Source organism: Arcobacter siniprincipis (SeqCode) (genome assembly GCF_048571125.1).
In the GTDB taxonomy this organism is placed as follows: domain Bacteria; phylum Campylobacterota; class Campylobacteria; order Campylobacterales; family Arcobacteraceae; genus Arcobacter; species Arcobacter siniprincipis.
This window is the reverse complement of the sequence record NZ_CP182343.1, coordinates 2,472,333-2,486,109: the sequence shown is the minus strand read 5'-3', so window position 1 is coordinate 2,486,109 and position 13,777 is coordinate 2,472,333. Positions and strand designations below refer to the sequence as shown.

At 29.9% G+C, this 13,777-nt stretch carries 22 protein-coding genes; 20 read left to right on the top strand and 2 right to left on the bottom strand.

Annotated elements, in window-relative coordinates; all coding sequences use genetic code 11:
* Positions 1–83 precede the first annotated feature (83 nt).
* On the bottom strand, positions 84–266 hold the full coding sequence (locus ACNI3D_RS12655; RefSeq protein WP_419767263.1) for a hypothetical protein: 183 nt from the start codon (positions 264–266) through the stop codon (positions 84–86).
* Between the two features lie 337 nt (positions 267–603).
* Here ACNI3D_RS12655 and ACNI3D_RS12650 point away from each other — a divergent pair, with 337 nt between their 5' ends.
* Complete coding sequence (locus ACNI3D_RS12650; protein WP_419767262.1) at positions 604–783, top strand: hypothetical protein; 180 nt, start codon at positions 604–606, stop codon at positions 781–783.
* A complete protein-coding gene (locus tag ACNI3D_RS12645) occupies positions 776–1,441 on the top strand; it encodes a hypothetical protein (RefSeq protein WP_419767261.1) in 666 nt (221 codons plus the stop codon). The genes ACNI3D_RS12650 and ACNI3D_RS12645 overlap by 8 nt, the downstream gene beginning before the upstream one ends.
* Positions 1,442–1,560: 119 nt before the next feature.
* Here ACNI3D_RS12645 and ACNI3D_RS12640 read toward each other — a convergent pair whose 3' ends face one another.
* Positions 1,561–2,181, bottom strand: coding sequence for a S24 family peptidase (locus ACNI3D_RS12640; RefSeq protein ID WP_419767260.1), 621 nt, complete (start codon positions 2,179–2,181; stop codon positions 1,561–1,563).
* A gap of 98 nt (positions 2,182–2,279) precedes the next feature.
* Here ACNI3D_RS12640 and ACNI3D_RS12635 point away from each other — a divergent pair, with 98 nt between their 5' ends.
* From ACNI3D_RS12635 to ACNI3D_RS12550, 18 genes are all read left to right on the top strand, one after another.
* A complete protein-coding gene (locus ACNI3D_RS12635; protein ID WP_419767259.1) occupies positions 2,280–2,507 on the top strand; it encodes a hypothetical protein in 228 nt (75 codons plus the stop codon).
* On the top strand, positions 2,504–3,004 hold the full coding sequence (locus tag ACNI3D_RS12630; protein ID WP_419767258.1) for a phage regulatory CII family protein: 501 nt from the start codon (positions 2,504–2,506) through the stop codon (positions 3,002–3,004). The genes ACNI3D_RS12635 and ACNI3D_RS12630 overlap by 4 nt, the downstream gene beginning before the upstream one ends.
* A 2-nt stretch (positions 3,005–3,006) precedes the next feature.
* Positions 3,007–3,153 (top strand): hypothetical protein, encoded by a 147-nt coding sequence (locus tag ACNI3D_RS12625; protein ID WP_419767257.1) that lies wholly within the window; start codon positions 3,007–3,009, stop codon positions 3,151–3,153.
* Between the two features lie 131 nt (positions 3,154–3,284).
* Complete coding sequence (locus ACNI3D_RS12620; protein ID WP_419767256.1) at positions 3,285–4,220, top strand: hypothetical protein; 936 nt, start codon at positions 3,285–3,287, stop codon at positions 4,218–4,220.
* On the top strand, positions 4,217–4,825 hold the full coding sequence (locus tag ACNI3D_RS12615) for a hypothetical protein (RefSeq protein WP_419767255.1): 609 nt from the start codon (positions 4,217–4,219) through the stop codon (positions 4,823–4,825). Before ACNI3D_RS12620 ends, ACNI3D_RS12615 begins: the two co-directional genes overlap by 4 nt.
* The gene (locus ACNI3D_RS12610) at positions 4,822–5,202 is read left to right on the top strand and encodes a hypothetical protein (protein WP_419767254.1); all 381 of its coding nucleotides are present in this window, start codon (positions 4,822–4,824) and stop codon (positions 5,200–5,202) included. Before ACNI3D_RS12615 ends, ACNI3D_RS12610 begins: the two co-directional genes overlap by 4 nt.
* Positions 5,199–5,540 (top strand): HNH endonuclease, encoded by a 342-nt coding sequence (locus tag ACNI3D_RS12605; RefSeq protein ID WP_419767253.1) that lies wholly within the window; start codon positions 5,199–5,201, stop codon positions 5,538–5,540. The genes ACNI3D_RS12610 and ACNI3D_RS12605 overlap by 4 nt, the downstream gene beginning before the upstream one ends.
* A gap of 95 nt (positions 5,541–5,635) precedes the next feature.
* Positions 5,636–6,196 (top strand): P27 family phage terminase small subunit, encoded by a 561-nt coding sequence (locus ACNI3D_RS12600; protein ID WP_419767252.1) that lies wholly within the window; start codon positions 5,636–5,638, stop codon positions 6,194–6,196.
* On the top strand, positions 6,186–7,820 hold the full coding sequence (locus tag ACNI3D_RS12595; RefSeq protein ID WP_419767251.1) for a terminase large subunit: 1,635 nt from the start codon (positions 6,186–6,188) through the stop codon (positions 7,818–7,820). The genes ACNI3D_RS12600 and ACNI3D_RS12595 overlap by 11 nt, the downstream gene beginning before the upstream one ends.
* Before the next feature lie 258 nt (positions 7,821–8,078).
* Positions 8,079–9,278, top strand: coding sequence for a phage portal protein (locus ACNI3D_RS12590; RefSeq protein ID WP_419767250.1), 1,200 nt, complete (start codon positions 8,079–8,081; stop codon positions 9,276–9,278).
* Positions 9,271–10,005, top strand: coding sequence for a head maturation protease, ClpP-related (locus tag ACNI3D_RS12585; RefSeq protein ID WP_419767249.1), 735 nt, complete (start codon positions 9,271–9,273; stop codon positions 10,003–10,005). Before ACNI3D_RS12590 ends, ACNI3D_RS12585 begins: the two co-directional genes overlap by 8 nt.
* Entirely contained in the window at positions 10,002–11,141 is a 1,140-nt protein-coding gene (locus tag ACNI3D_RS12580) for a phage major capsid protein (RefSeq protein ID WP_419767248.1), read from the top strand. The genes ACNI3D_RS12585 and ACNI3D_RS12580 overlap by 4 nt, the downstream gene beginning before the upstream one ends.
* Positions 11,142–11,150: 9 nt before the next feature.
* Positions 11,151–11,549 (top strand): hypothetical protein, encoded by a 399-nt coding sequence (locus tag ACNI3D_RS12575; protein WP_419767247.1) that lies wholly within the window; start codon positions 11,151–11,153, stop codon positions 11,547–11,549.
* Complete coding sequence (locus ACNI3D_RS12570) at positions 11,550–12,110, top strand: head-tail connector protein (protein ID WP_419767246.1); 561 nt, start codon at positions 11,550–11,552, stop codon at positions 12,108–12,110.
* Complete coding sequence (locus tag ACNI3D_RS12565) at positions 12,110–12,427, top strand: phage head closure protein (protein ID WP_419767245.1); 318 nt, start codon at positions 12,110–12,112, stop codon at positions 12,425–12,427. Before ACNI3D_RS12570 ends, ACNI3D_RS12565 begins: the two co-directional genes overlap by 1 nt.
* Positions 12,424–12,903: an HK97-gp10 family putative phage morphogenesis protein gene (locus tag ACNI3D_RS12560; protein WP_419767244.1), complete on the top strand. Its 480-nt coding sequence runs from the start codon at positions 12,424–12,426 to the stop codon at positions 12,901–12,903. The genes ACNI3D_RS12565 and ACNI3D_RS12560 overlap by 4 nt, the downstream gene beginning before the upstream one ends.
* A complete protein-coding gene (locus ACNI3D_RS12555; protein WP_419767243.1) occupies positions 12,900–13,262 on the top strand; it encodes a DUF3168 domain-containing protein in 363 nt (120 codons plus the stop codon). Before ACNI3D_RS12560 ends, ACNI3D_RS12555 begins: the two co-directional genes overlap by 4 nt.
* A 9-nt stretch (positions 13,263–13,271) precedes the next feature.
* On the top strand, positions 13,272–13,748 hold the full coding sequence (locus ACNI3D_RS12550; RefSeq protein WP_419767242.1) for a hypothetical protein: 477 nt from the start codon (positions 13,272–13,274) through the stop codon (positions 13,746–13,748).
* Positions 13,749–13,777: the final 29 nt, after the last annotated feature.

The window sequence follows — 13,777 nt, the reverse complement described above, 5'->3', positions numbered from 1 at the left end:
CACTACAAACCAAACTCCACACACCAAATGAATTCATGCCAACAGGTGGCATTACATCAGGTCATCCTAGAAATAACAGATTTTTAGGTATTTGCTTTGTCATGATTGGAATTCTTCTTCTTTTTATAGGGTTTATTAGTTGATGTTTCTTCTTCTTTTTCATATACAATTGTTCCATCATTTTTGTGTCCATTACTAATTGCTATCATAAAAGCAATACCAAACATTGCTATACCAAATGCAGCAATTCCATCTCCTATGGTCATAATTTCTCCTTTATATTTATATAATTGAACTATAAAATCTATAACTCAAATATATAAATATTCCAACTCTTTTTTTTCTTGGTGAGCTGTACATAACCTCAATAAACAAAATCACTCTTTAACCTCTTTGGGCGAATGATACCTCCTAGATGATGTTTATCTTCATCTTATAGTTGGGGATTTTTAACATTGGATTGTTTTAAGAACTTCACTTTAAATATTAGTGATAATGAAATAATACAATTTGTATTCTTTGAGTAAACTTAAATTAATACAATATGTATTAATAAATATTTTTTATGATATAATTTAAAAAATATTTAATAAAGGTAAAGTAATGAGAGAACAAGATAAAATAATAATTAAAGATATTGATGCTAAAATAGATATATTAAAAAAGCATATGTTAAAAGGTGATTTTAAAATAAATAAAGAGAGCAAAGTTATAATAAATATGATTAAAATCAAAATAAATGAATTAGATGCCATAACAAGATTGGTAAAAACAGATGAATAAAACAGTTGAAATTATAAGAAATCTTTGTAAATATGAAAATAAAGATGAATCACTCCATGAAGTGTTTAAAAAAATTTTTGAAGAAAAGAACCAAATAGAACTTTTGAAGAAAAGAGCTCTTATAATAGAAGAGTGTGAGAGAGTCTTAAGAGTGATTGGGGCAGATGAAGATAGTTTAAAAGATATATATGAAGTGCTTTCTTTTCCAAATTTAAATTTGAGATTAAGAGATGTAAAACCTATCTTAGCTACTAAAGATGCAAATCACGCATCAACTGTATTTGCATTTTTTGAAAATATTGAAAGACCACATGATGTTGAAGACATAGTTAAATTTTCTGATGAACTTAGAGATGAAGCTGAAAACGATACCGAAGTCACTGATGAACAAAGAGTTATCATATTTGGGATTTGTGATGCAGTGGATGCAGCAAAAAAAGAGCACTCAATAACTGGAAATAATGCAATTAAAAAACTTTATGAGATACTTCTTGGGAAAATCTATCTGTACAAAATTGAACTTTCAAGTATAAAGAGTAAAGAGATACAGTATAAGTTAGAAAAGGTTTATAAAAAAGTAGAAGAGCTTAATAAAGTGATGGGTTTTTTACTAAGTATTAAGAATAATGTAAGTGAGTTTATTGGATTCTTTTCTTGATATTTAGTTACTTGTCCACCACCAAACAATCAAAATAATCCAAAGTATAGCACTTATCATAAATCTATATTTTAAGTGATGGAAGTTCAAGTATATAATCCTTTTCAACCTATATATTATTAAAATTCTCGGTATGAACCAATAACTTTTGCCATAGAAAGTTCTATAATATCATCACAATGTATATTAATAACTTCATAATCACTATTTAAGGGAATTAGCGAAATAATAGTTTCATTTTCATTTATTTTATATTTTTTAACACCGCTATCTTCATCTAATTTATAATGTACAATATCTCCACTATTTATATGTACTTTAGATTCTGATAAACAATATAAAATATCACCATTCGCTATTTTAGGAAGCATACTATCACCTTCTACTTTTACTGCATACATTCCTTCTTTATAAATATTGTCAGGAACATTAATAGGCTCATATCCATTTAAATCATAAATTGCAGGTTCGCCACAGTGAGCAAGACCAATTAATGGAATCTTTTTATTCATAGTTAACTTTTCTTCTCCCCAAAATAAATCATCATATGAAATTTTTAAAACTTCAACAAGTTTTCTTATTGATTCTTCTTTTGGAAATCTAGTACCATTTGCCCAGTGAATAACAGTACCTTTTGTTACTCCTAATAGTTCACCTAAGTTTTCCCCAGTAATATTTTTATGATTCATAATTCTTCTCAAATTATATGCAAATTGAAAATCTTCTAATTTTTTTTTCAAAATAATTCCTTCTTATAAAGTACAAATTGTATCAATTTTAAAAATACATTATGTATTAATTTAAACTTTCTTTAAAGATACATATCGTATCATTCTTAATGGAAAAAAATAAATTAAAAGAAATTTTGCAAATTTTTTACAAAACTTCAACTGTTAATGCAATTGTTAGGGGTGAAAGAAAACCTTCTTATGAGATTATCTTAACTCTTAATAATGATTTTAATATCCCATTTGATTCATGGAAAGATATTAAATCATATATTAATGAAACTATAACAGATGAAGAAAAAGAAAGTAAATATCCAAGCAAGGAAAAGGTGTCATGAAAGAATATAAATTTAAAAAAGATTCTAAGGATTCTAGGTTTTTATCACTATTTAGAAAATCTTTTAATAAAGATAGATTAAATAATAGTTTTACAGTAGCAGAAGCTGCTCATGAGTTAGGCATGAGTGAATCAACTTATGAAGCTAAATTGAAACCCTCGAACAACGAGAATGATATAACAGTAAGCGAATGGAATCAACACTTAGAGCTATGTGGAGATTTTTCTACTTTGGAGTATTTTGCAGGAAAACATGGCTTTGAACTTAAAAAGCTAGATGTACTAAAACATAGTAAAAATACAAATGAAATAAATATTCAAGTAGATGTTGCAATGATAGAGTTTGGTGAAGCTTTCAAAGAGTCAAAAGAATCTCTTATGGATGAAAAAGTAACTATGAAAGAAAAAATCAAAAGTATAACAGAAATAGACGAAGCAATAAAAGCACTTCAACAGCTGAAACAAGACTTTGAAAACAAAGAAACAGAGGAGGAATAGTCATGTGGTATAGAACTTGTCATGGTAGGGTTTGGATTCCTTGTGAAGAAACAAAAGAGTTAAAGAAACTAACTCAACTTATAACTAAAATGAGAACGAAGATGATACAGGCTTTAACAATTCCAAAAGAGGTGATGCAGTGTAAATAATTAGTATCTAAAAACTATTTAATCATACCGTTGATTTTTAATCAAGTCCTTCTTGTGTTGATACTAACACAGGAGGATAAAGCAGTTTATAAAAAAAGCTAAAAAAAAGAAGAAATTTTTAAGAGGGAAATATGAAGTATAAAATCCAAGTTAGCCAAGACCAAGCCATACAATTAGGTATAAAGAATATAAATCAAGCACATATATTTGACTTATTGACTACATCTGCTGTTTGGGCAAAAGCTGTAGCAATAGACAATGAAATATATTATTGGGTAGCAAGACAAACTATATGTAGTGAATTGCCTCTTTTAAATTTAAAACCTGATACAACTTATCGACACTTAAAAAGTCTTGAAACTTTAGGACTTATTGATTATGTTAAAAGTGGAAAAAGAGACTGTATCAAGATAACTGAATTGGGAAAAAAATATCACTCAAGCAATACAAATGATAAACTCGGAAATAAATCCGAAAAAATTGAAGAAGATAATAACAACGATATAACTAAAAATAGTAAAAATGACTATTATAACGATAGTAATAATCTAAATATAGACAAAAACACTATGTCGGAAATAAATCCGAATAATGAAAATGACACTATGTCGGAAATAAATCCGAATAAACTCGGAAATAAATCCGAAAATAACTCGGAAATAAATCCGACATATCCTACTACTATACATTATCCCTCTACTATATTATCACACTATGAAATTAAGCCTAAAGACATAATCACTTTTTATTATAAAAATATCTCACAACTACAAGAAAAAATAAAAGAAATAAAATCGATAAATGCAATGGCATTACTTCCACCTGAAGATAATCTTCAAATGCTTTTAATCGGATTAGAAAACTATTCTAAAGTTTTACCAGTTGATGAAAAATATATTAAATCACTTTTAAATTTTATTCAAGATAGAGCTTATAGAGATTATCAAGTAGCTAAAGAATTGAAACCAACACAAGGTAATAATAAAACCAATGACATGATTAAAAGTTATTTTAATAATCATAACCAATCTGATAAAGATATAGAAGAAGCGAGGATAATATCATGAGTATAAGACCAGATGATTTCGTAATATATATAGCAGAGTTGTTGAATATAAAAACAGAAAGCCAATTTACAATTGCAGATATGATTGAGGATATTAAGACAATACCTGTCGATGATTTACCAAAGTTTAAAGACTTTATTAAAAATAATTTTAGAATGGAAAAGTACAATTTTATGAATGGTGTTCAAAAGTTTAATAGTTTGAAACAAGACTTTGATTATTACACAAGACCTAGATTATCTGATAGTTCTAAAAAGAAAGTAGAAAATTATTCAGAATATTTATTTAAAAAAACATGTTGGTTGATGGATAGAATAGCTTGGCAGATTGAGGCAGAAGGTAAAGATATTAGAGATTTCTGTATGGAAAAAACAAAGGCAGGTGATAAATTATATTTTTCTGAATCTGATTTAAAATATCTTTTTAAGATTGGAGATAAGGTTGTAATATTTAATTTAGTTAAGAGAAATAAACCAAAGTTTGAAAGTGAGTTATTGAAAGTGATAACAGTACAAACTCTTATCAAGTATGATCCACGAAATCAAATAGAAAATAAAACACAAGACCAAAAAATCTTAGAACAAATCAAAGCGAGAAGTGCATGAATAATTTACCAAAAGACTTATTAGACTATGCAGGAGAGATAACTGCAAAGTATCCTGAGGTATCAAAGAAGATTGTATTGGAGATATTAGAAAATGCTCCACAAAAGATAGATAAGAAAGCATATGAGTTAGCTTTTGTTGTTCAACAAAAATTAGGATTAAGTTGTGGATATTTTTCTAAAGCACATAATAGAAACATAGATATTAAAGCTGATATTATCAAAGAAGGAACTTTTCTTTTTGTCAAATTGGATTGTGATATTAAAAAGTTATTAGATGAAAACTATATCTGCTGCAAGATAACACAAGAAGAAGCTGATAGTTTTATTCATACTGTTTGGTTGACTAAAAATACATTGTTAGGATTTTATAAATGAGTAAAAGAATATGTCCTATACATGGATTATTTGAACAAGAAGCAAATTATAAAGGCTGTCCACAATGTAGAAAAACTAGTGCAAAAGTTTATGATAAAACTCAAAGAAATCAAGACTCAAATAAATTTTATCATAGTAAAGTATGGAAGAATAAAAGAGAACAAGTATTAAATAATAGTCCATTTTGTGTTAGTTGTAAAAGACCTGCTGAAATGGTTGATCATATAATTGCAATAAAAGATGGTGGAAGTAAACTAGATGATGATAACTTACAACCGATGTGTAATAGTTGCCATAATATTAAAGAAAATCAAGAGGGAAATAGATGGAACAAGTAAGAGGGGGGTGGTCTTTTTTCTACAGTAAGAACTGTCTGAACACCGAGCATCCTCACAACTTTTTACACAAACCATTCTCGAGGGGTAGGGTATAAATGGAAAACTTAGACAAAATCAAAGATAGAGTTGAAAAAACAAAAGACTCTTATCGTGCCATAGCTAAAGATTATAACACTAGTCACACTCAAATCGCAAATTTTGTCAAAAAATATAATTGGGATACATCACATCGAAATTCCAAAAAAGTTTCCAATTTACAAGAAAAAAAGCATGAAAAAATACTTGGTAAAACTGCCTTAAGAAAAATGGATGAAATAAAAAATGAACTAGGGAATCAGTACTCACCGACAGATGAACCTATGATAATAATGGTTGCTAAGAGTTATGAAGAATATCTTTATCTTGCAGAACAAGTTCAAATAGAAGGATATACTTTACGAAGTCTTAAGACAGGTGGAACATATCTAAATCCAACATTTAATGCATATCAAGCTGTACAAAAAAATCTTATAACAGTATCAAATCAACTTGGGCTTTCAATATCAGCTAGAAAAAAACTTGGACTCAAATTTGACAGACCAGGACAAGAACAAAAAAGTATCTTTGATGTAGTTGCTGAATTAAATATGGATGATGAGGATCTAAATGATATTTGATGGTGAAGAGTTAAAACCATATTATGAAAAAACTTTTGAACGACATCAAAAGGACCTTTTAGCTGTTGAAAATGGAGAAAAACCACATCTTAGATTTAATAAGAAATTAGGAATAGCTTATATCAAAATCATAGAGCAGCTAAATCATTATAAAGGTGAATTCGCAGGACAAAATATAAAACTTGAAGCATGGCAAAAGAAAGCTATTGTGATTGCTTTTGGTTGGGAAAGATTAAATGACAAAAACAGATGGGTAAGAAGATTTAATACAGTCTTTTTCTTTATACCTAGGAAAAATGGTAAAACCCTTCTTGCCTCAGCTATTACAATAGCAGATAGTATAATAAGATTTGAAATAGGTGGGGAAGTTATTATATTTGCTACAAAAAACAAACAAGCAAAACTTGCATGGACGGGTGTAGAAAAAATGGTAAATGCTCATAAGGATTTAAAAGAGGATTGCATGACTTCTTATGGTGTTATTACTATGAAAAAAACTGATACTACATTTTCAACTCTTGGAAGAGATAGCGATACAGAAGATGGAAGTAATCCAACAATAGGTGTAGCAGATGAATATCATGCCCATCCTGATAATAGTTTGTTTGAAGTTGTAGAAAGTGGTCAGGGTTCAAGAATACAACCACTTATGTTATCAATTACTACAGGTGGATTTAAACTTATGAGCCCTGCTTTCAATATGTATGAATATGGGAAAAAGATATTAGATGGTGCAATTGAAGATGATACCTTTTTTGCTTTTATTGCAGAACCTGATAAAGATGATGATCCATTTGAAGAAAAGACTTGGATAAAAGCAAATCCAAACTATGGAGTATCTGTATCAAAGGATTATATGCAAAGACAAGCAAAGAGAGCATACGAAAGACCAGAGACAAAAAACAACTTCTTAGTAAAGAATCTAAATATATGGACCAATGCAGCAGAATCTTATATTCCTATCCATGAATGGAAAGAGTGCGAGGGTAAACTAGCAGATGAAACAAATATCAAAAAAGTACAAGGGTTTGATTTATCTGTTACAGATGATTTTACAGCAAAAGCTAAAATCTATAAGATAGATGATATTTACTATTTAAAGATGAATTACTATATACCAAAAGATAATGTACTTGAAAGAGAGCGAACTCTTAAAGTGCCACTTTTATCATGGGTAAATCAAGGATATATAACAGCAACACCTGGTAGTACTATTGACTATGATTATATTTATAATGATATTGAAGAAGATATCCCTGATACCAATGCAGTTGTATATGATGCATACAAAGCAAAACATCTAGTAAAGCGTATAGTTGATAATGGTTTTGAAGATTGCATCCCATTAAGACAAGGATATATCTCTTTAACTTCTCCTACTAAGTTTTTATTGGATCTTGTTAAGAGTAAAAAGCTTATACATAATGGAGACCCTGTTACTACTTGGATGATTTCAAATCTTACTATTTTATTTGATGCTGCAGGAAATATCAAACCTGATAAAACAGACCCAAATAGAAAAATAGACGGACCAGCTGCTATTATAAATGCACTTTCTTATTATGAAGCCACAGAAGAAAACAAAGAATCAGTTTATGAAACTAGGGGATTACGGTCTCTTTAGACAAATTTACAAATTCTTTTCCAAAACTTTCCAATGTCCATCGGGATGGACGGCAATTTTGTATGATTCTCTCATGGAAAAAATAAAACTATCAATCGCATTACTTTTTTTGTTTGTTCTCCTTTCAATAGTATTTAGTATTGGAACATTTTTTATTTATGCTAAAGCATGTACTTATGTGTTAGGTATATCATTAATTGTTTCAGTTTTATTGGTAGTTTTATTTTTGACTTTTGCTAATAAAGCAGAGGTTACAGAATGAAGAAATTCTTAAACTCATTTTTAGGAGCTGAAAATGTAAATATTAGTACAAGTGATACATCAGGGATTAGAAGTTTATTTGGTCGTTCAAGTAGAATCTCTCCTGCAACAGCACAAAGACTTGTAAATGTTTTTGGCTGTGTAAATATAAAAGCAAATGCCTTAGCAGTTATACCTATAAAAGTTTATAGAAGAACAGAAACAGGAAAAGTAGAAGCTAGAAAAAATCCTTTATATAAAATCCTAAGATATAAACCAAATCCTAACTTAACAGCTTTTGAGTGGAAAAAGATGTTAAGTCAAGATTTAGACCTAAGAGGAAATCACTACTGCCAAATCATATTTAATAGAGATGCAAGTGTAAAAGCACTTTATCCTTTAAAAGCTGACTTGATGAAAGTAACATGGGGACCAAATAGAACTAAAATCTATACCTATGATAATAAAAAAGTTCCTGATTATCAGATATTACATCTTATGGATGTACCTGATTCAGAAGGACTTATTGGTCTTACAAGAGTTGAAATAGCAAGAGAAACTTTAGAATATGCAGATAACACAAGTAAACATGGAAATAGAGTATTTAAAAATGGTGTATCTATTAGTGGTATTTTTACTAAAGAGACTGGAACTCTTACTGAACCTGCATTTAAAAGATTAAAAGATGATTTAGAAGATAAATTTGAAGGTGTAGGAAACGCAGGTAAAACTATGCTTTTAGAAGAGGGTTTAAAATTTACACCAGTTGAGATGAAAAATACAGATGCCCAATGGATTGAATCAAAAAAATTAAATAGAGAAGAGATAGGAGTACTTTTTGGTGTACCTGTTGATATGTTAAATGATTCTACAAATACAGCATATGGAAATCTTGAAGAAAAATCACAAAGACTCTATACGGGTACATTATTACCAATCATTATTTTATGTGAAGAGAGATTTAGATTAAACTTTTTACTTACAGAAAAACAAGAAGATGAAATATCAATCAAATTTAAATATAACGCACTTATGAGAGCAGATACAAAAACAAGAGGTGAGTTTTATAAAACTATGCATGGAATAGCAGGTTATAGCTCAAATGAGATAAGAGGTTTTGAGGATGAAAACGGATATGAAGGTGGCGATGAGTACTTCATGCAAACATCATATAACACAGTTAAAAATATTATAAAAAAAGGTCAGAATAATGAATGAATTATTACTTAATGATGAAATTGGTGATTGGGGAATATCTGCACAAAGATTTATTTCTCTATTAGCAGGGATGGATGGAGATGTAACAGTTAAGATTTCTTGTCCTGGTGGGGATATTTTTCAAGGAATAGAAATATATAACGCTCTTAAATCATACGATAGAGGTCAAATCCATGTAGTTATTACAAGTTTAGCTGCATCAATGGCTTCATATATTGCACTTGCAGGAGATACTATTTCAGTATATGACAATGCAACATATATGATCCATAACGGTTGGTCTTTTTGCGTAGGAGATCATAGAGCTATGAGACATACTGCTGATATTTTAGAAGGTTTATCTTCTATTCTAGCTAAAAAGTATATTTCTAAAACAGGTAAGAAAAAAGAAGAGATTCAAAAACTTATGGATGATGAATCGTACTTTTATGGTGATGAAATCTTAAAAAATGGTTTTTGTGACAGTATTATATCAACAGAAACAGATACTACAAAGCAGGAGGCTATTTCATTAAGTAAAGAGCAGTTTAAAGGGTGTAGTAAACATATGTCGGAAAATTTTAATAAAGATGAGTTCGTGCAAATGGCTGCAAAACTCACTAAAGATGGATTCCTTGCACAAGTGCAAGATGATGTTGAAGTTTTGGGGAATCAGGTGGCAGATACTGCTGAACACGAAAATAGATTAAGAGAAATAGAAATCATAAAAAAAGGAATGAACCTATGAGTTTAATTAAGTTAATAGCTGCGAGAGCAGAAAAATTTGAAGCAATGGAATCGTTGGTAAAAAACAACCCAACTATGGATGAGACTGTAAAGGCTCAATATAACCAAACAAAACAAGAGTTTGATGCATTATCAAGAGATATTGATATTTCAAAAGCAAAAGGGGATATGGATTCTTTTAAAGAAGAGGGTGTTTTACCTGCTGCCACTGCAAGAGCTATTGCAACTCCTGAGTATAAAAAAGGTTTCAACGCATATATTACTGGTGCTGAATTAGGTGATTTTAGAGCAACAATGACTGTTGGAGTTGATGCCGATGGTGGTTATATTGTTCCTGAAACATATCAAAAAACTGTCCTTCAAAAGTTAATTACATTTTCAAGAACAAGAAGTATTTCAACAGTATATGCAACTGAATCAACAAAAAATATTCCAGTTGAAGGTGATGCTCCTGCATTTACATGGATTGATGAGGGAAATGACTATGGTGTAACTGACTCAAAATTTGGAAATAAACAAATTGGAGCATGGAAACTAGGTGGTATTATTAAAGTATCAGAAGAGTTACTTCAAGACAATATGATTGATTTTGATGCATATATGTCTGGACAAATTGCAATTGGGATTGATAAAGCAGAAGCACCTGCTTTTTGTAGTGGTGATGGTACAAAAAAACCATATGGTTATTCAACTGGTCTTGTTGCAACAACTGAAACAACAACTGCAGCAGTTAATGCAATCACAGAAGATGAAATCTCATCTATTTTTTATGCACTTGGTGAAGCATATAGACAAAGAGCAACTTGGAGATTTAATAGTAAAACTCTTAAAAAGATTAGAGCTATTGAAAACGGAAATGGTCAAAAAGTTTTCAAAGATGAAATTAAAAATGGAACTTTAGAAGGTAGACCATATATTATTGATGAAAATATGCCTGATATGGGTGCATCTGCTAAATTCTTAGTATTTGGAGATTTTACATTTTATCACATTGCTGATAGAGGTGATATGTCTATTCAAAGATTAAATGAAAAATATGCAGACCAAGGTATGGTAGGGTTTAAAGTTAGAGTTAGAGTTGATGCAAAAAGAATGATAGATGAAGCATTTGTTGTAGGACAAAACGCTGCAGCGTAAGGATAAATCATGTTGAATGTCGAATTTTTACAGGGAATGAGTGGTGAAAAAGTTTTCAAAGTCAATTCTAAACATGACTTTGGAAACAAAGAAGCTATTAGATTGGTTGCAGCAGGTATTGCAAAACCAACTAATAAAAAAGCATATGAGACAGCTCTTAAAGAAATTGAAGAAGAAGAAACTATTCAAAAAGAAAAAGAAGAACAAGCTGCAGCAATACTACATAAAGATGAACTTGAAGCTGAGAGATCAAAACTTCAAATAAGAGTGGATGAAATCACTCACTCTTTAGGTGATGGTGAAAACTATTATAAATCATATGCAGGATTAGGTGAAAATAATGATAATGCTAATGACAATAAAAAAGATGATTTATCAAAAGATAACAATGAGGGAGAAGGTAAATAGATGTTAGTTCAAATAGTAGCACCAATATCACTTGACAAAGTTTTAAAACTAGATGATGCAAAATCTTTTTTAAAAGCTATTGGAAATAATGATGATGCAAATATACAAGAACTAATTAAATCAGCAATCAAAGAGGCTGAGGATATTACAAATAGACAGTTTGCAGATGCTACTTATGAGCTATATTTGCCTTGTATTCATTCTCATGAAATAAAACTTCCAAAAAATCCGATTATCTCAGTAGATAAAATTGAGACAATGGACCTAGATGGAGTTTATCAAGAGGTGGATTCAAGTACTTATTATCTTTATGAAAAACATGAAGTTGGGATTATTTATTTTGAAACAATCCCTTCTCTTGGGAAAACACATAAAAAAGCAGTAAAAATCACTTTTAAGTGTGGTTATGGGGATAATTTCCCTGAGGATTTAAGAAATTGGCTCAATGTTAGAGTATCTACATTAAATGAGTACAAAGAAGAGTTAGTAATAGGGACAATTGTTGCTAAAACAAATCATGTAAATAATGTACTTGATAGATATAAGATAAGAAGTTTGTGATGAGAGCAGGTTCTTTAAAACATAAAATTGAGTTTATATCAATGAAAAGTGGACGGGATGATTATGGCTCACCAACTCAAATCCCAGAATCATTTGAAATGGCTTGGTCAAATATTATTCCAATATCTGGAAGTGAAAAATATATGAGTAATCAGCGTTATTCTGAATCAACTCATAAAATCAAATGCAGATACATACCTGGTATAGATACGAAGATGAGTATTAAATATGGTGATAGAACATTTGACATTATTTCAGTAATAAATGTAGGTGAGAGAAGTAAAGAACTAGAAATCATAGCAAAGGAAATATTGTGATTGATTCAGAATTTAAAGGACTAGAAGAAGTTTTAAAAGGGCTTAAAAATCTTCCTAAAAATATTCAAAAAAATGTAATGAATGGTGCAGTTAGAGCAGGGTGTAAACCTATTGTTGATGATGCTCGTTCAAATATTGAAAATGATGATACAGGCACATTAAAAAAAGCAATAGGTGTTGTAAAAATCAATTCTAAAAATAAAAATATTATTAGTTTTGCAGTTGCTCCTTTAACAAAAAAAATGCATAAGATTCAAGATAGGAAAAATGAAAAACATTATAACTACTCAAATATTGTTGAAGAAGGAAGAAAAGGAAATAATTGGGCACGAAAAGAGTATGGAAGTTCAACATCAGTTCCTTCTCCATTTATGAGACCTGCATATGAACAACAAAGTAGACAGTCAATAGAAGCCACAGGTAAATATATAGAAGAAAGACTTCCAAGAGAAATTGAAAAGGCTAAAAGAAGATGAATTTTATAAATGATTTAGTAACGCATTTAGAAAATGACGCTGATATAAGCAATCTTATTGGAGAAAATATATATCCAAAAGTGATGCCACAAGGGTGTAGTAAACCTGCGATTGTTTATACCATTGTCAATGATGAAGATATTCAGTCATTACAAGGGGAAGTAAGCTATGAAGATGTAGCAATTCAGTTGGACTGTTACAGTTTCAAATACGGCGAAGCTTTTGAGTTAAAAGTTGCTGTTAAAAAGGCTTTGTATGAGTTTAAGCATTATCCATATGATTTAGTTTCTAGGGATATGCCTTATGAAGATGATACAAAACTTTATAGACAGATGATTGAATTTAAATTTAATATATAAGGAAAAAAGATGGCTAAAAGTAAAGCACCTAACGCAAGTGGGATTAAAATTTTAGTAGATACAGTTACAGCAGGTGTAGCTGATGGTTCACCAGTAGCAATTGGACATGTAGATTCAGTTGGAACAATTGTAGATAAGTCAAGAGATACTACAAAGTATACTCCTATGAATGATACTCAATATGATGAGATTATTGCTCTTGGTTCATTATCACAAGCTGCTTTTTCTATGAGTGTATTATATGATCCTGAGGGAAGTGAAGGGATTAATATTCTTGAAGATGCAATTGATGCAAATAGTGATGTTCAAATTATTATTGAGTTAAATAATAAGATAGATGCAACAGGAACAGGTACAACTATCAAACAAATTTGTGGAGTATCTAACTTCAAAGTTGATGGTGAGAAAAACGGAAAACTTAAATCATCTTTCAATGCTGAAAGAATTGGTTTAGCAACAGTTGCTGCTGCAACAGCAGGAGTATAAAAGAGGGGTTTTAGTAGTTCCCCTCCCAA

Coding starts and splice junctions, on each gene's coding strand:
- ACNI3D_RS12655 (WP_419767263.1), bottom strand. CDS start 266: ATGACCATAGGAGATGGAATTGCTGCATTTGGTATAGCAATGTTTGGT.
- ACNI3D_RS12650 (WP_419767262.1), top strand. CDS start 604: ATGAGAGAACAAGATAAAATAATAATTAAAGATATTGATGCTAAAATA.
- ACNI3D_RS12645 (WP_419767261.1), top strand. CDS start 776: ATGAATAAAACAGTTGAAATTATAAGAAATCTTTGTAAATATGAAAAT.
- ACNI3D_RS12635 (WP_419767259.1), top strand. CDS start 2,280: ATGGAAAAAAATAAATTAAAAGAAATTTTGCAAATTTTTTACAAAACT.
- ACNI3D_RS12630 (WP_419767258.1), top strand. CDS start 2,504: ATGAAAGAATATAAATTTAAAAAAGATTCTAAGGATTCTAGGTTTTTA.
- ACNI3D_RS12625 (WP_419767257.1), top strand. CDS start 3,007: ATGTGGTATAGAACTTGTCATGGTAGGGTTTGGATTCCTTGTGAAGAA.
- ACNI3D_RS12620 (WP_419767256.1), top strand. CDS start 3,285: ATGAAGTATAAAATCCAAGTTAGCCAAGACCAAGCCATACAATTAGGT.
- ACNI3D_RS12615 (WP_419767255.1), top strand. CDS start 4,217: ATGAGTATAAGACCAGATGATTTCGTAATATATATAGCAGAGTTGTTG.
- ACNI3D_RS12610 (WP_419767254.1), top strand. CDS start 4,822: ATGAATAATTTACCAAAAGACTTATTAGACTATGCAGGAGAGATAACT.
- ACNI3D_RS12605 (WP_419767253.1), top strand. CDS start 5,199: ATGAGTAAAAGAATATGTCCTATACATGGATTATTTGAACAAGAAGCA.
- ACNI3D_RS12600 (WP_419767252.1), top strand. CDS start 5,636: ATGGAAAACTTAGACAAAATCAAAGATAGAGTTGAAAAAACAAAAGAC.
- ACNI3D_RS12595 (WP_419767251.1), top strand. CDS start 6,186: ATGATATTTGATGGTGAAGAGTTAAAACCATATTATGAAAAAACTTTT.
- ACNI3D_RS12590 (WP_419767250.1), top strand. CDS start 8,079: ATGAAGAAATTCTTAAACTCATTTTTAGGAGCTGAAAATGTAAATATT.
- ACNI3D_RS12585 (WP_419767249.1), top strand. CDS start 9,271: ATGAATGAATTATTACTTAATGATGAAATTGGTGATTGGGGAATATCT.
- ACNI3D_RS12580 (WP_419767248.1), top strand. CDS start 10,002: ATGAGTTTAATTAAGTTAATAGCTGCGAGAGCAGAAAAATTTGAAGCA.
- ACNI3D_RS12575 (WP_419767247.1), top strand. CDS start 11,151: ATGTTGAATGTCGAATTTTTACAGGGAATGAGTGGTGAAAAAGTTTTC.
- ACNI3D_RS12570 (WP_419767246.1), top strand. CDS start 11,550: ATGTTAGTTCAAATAGTAGCACCAATATCACTTGACAAAGTTTTAAAA.
- ACNI3D_RS12565 (WP_419767245.1), top strand. CDS start 12,110: ATGAGAGCAGGTTCTTTAAAACATAAAATTGAGTTTATATCAATGAAA.
- ACNI3D_RS12555 (WP_419767243.1), top strand. CDS start 12,900: ATGAATTTTATAAATGATTTAGTAACGCATTTAGAAAATGACGCTGAT.
- ACNI3D_RS12550 (WP_419767242.1), top strand. CDS start 13,272: ATGGCTAAAAGTAAAGCACCTAACGCAAGTGGGATTAAAATTTTAGTA.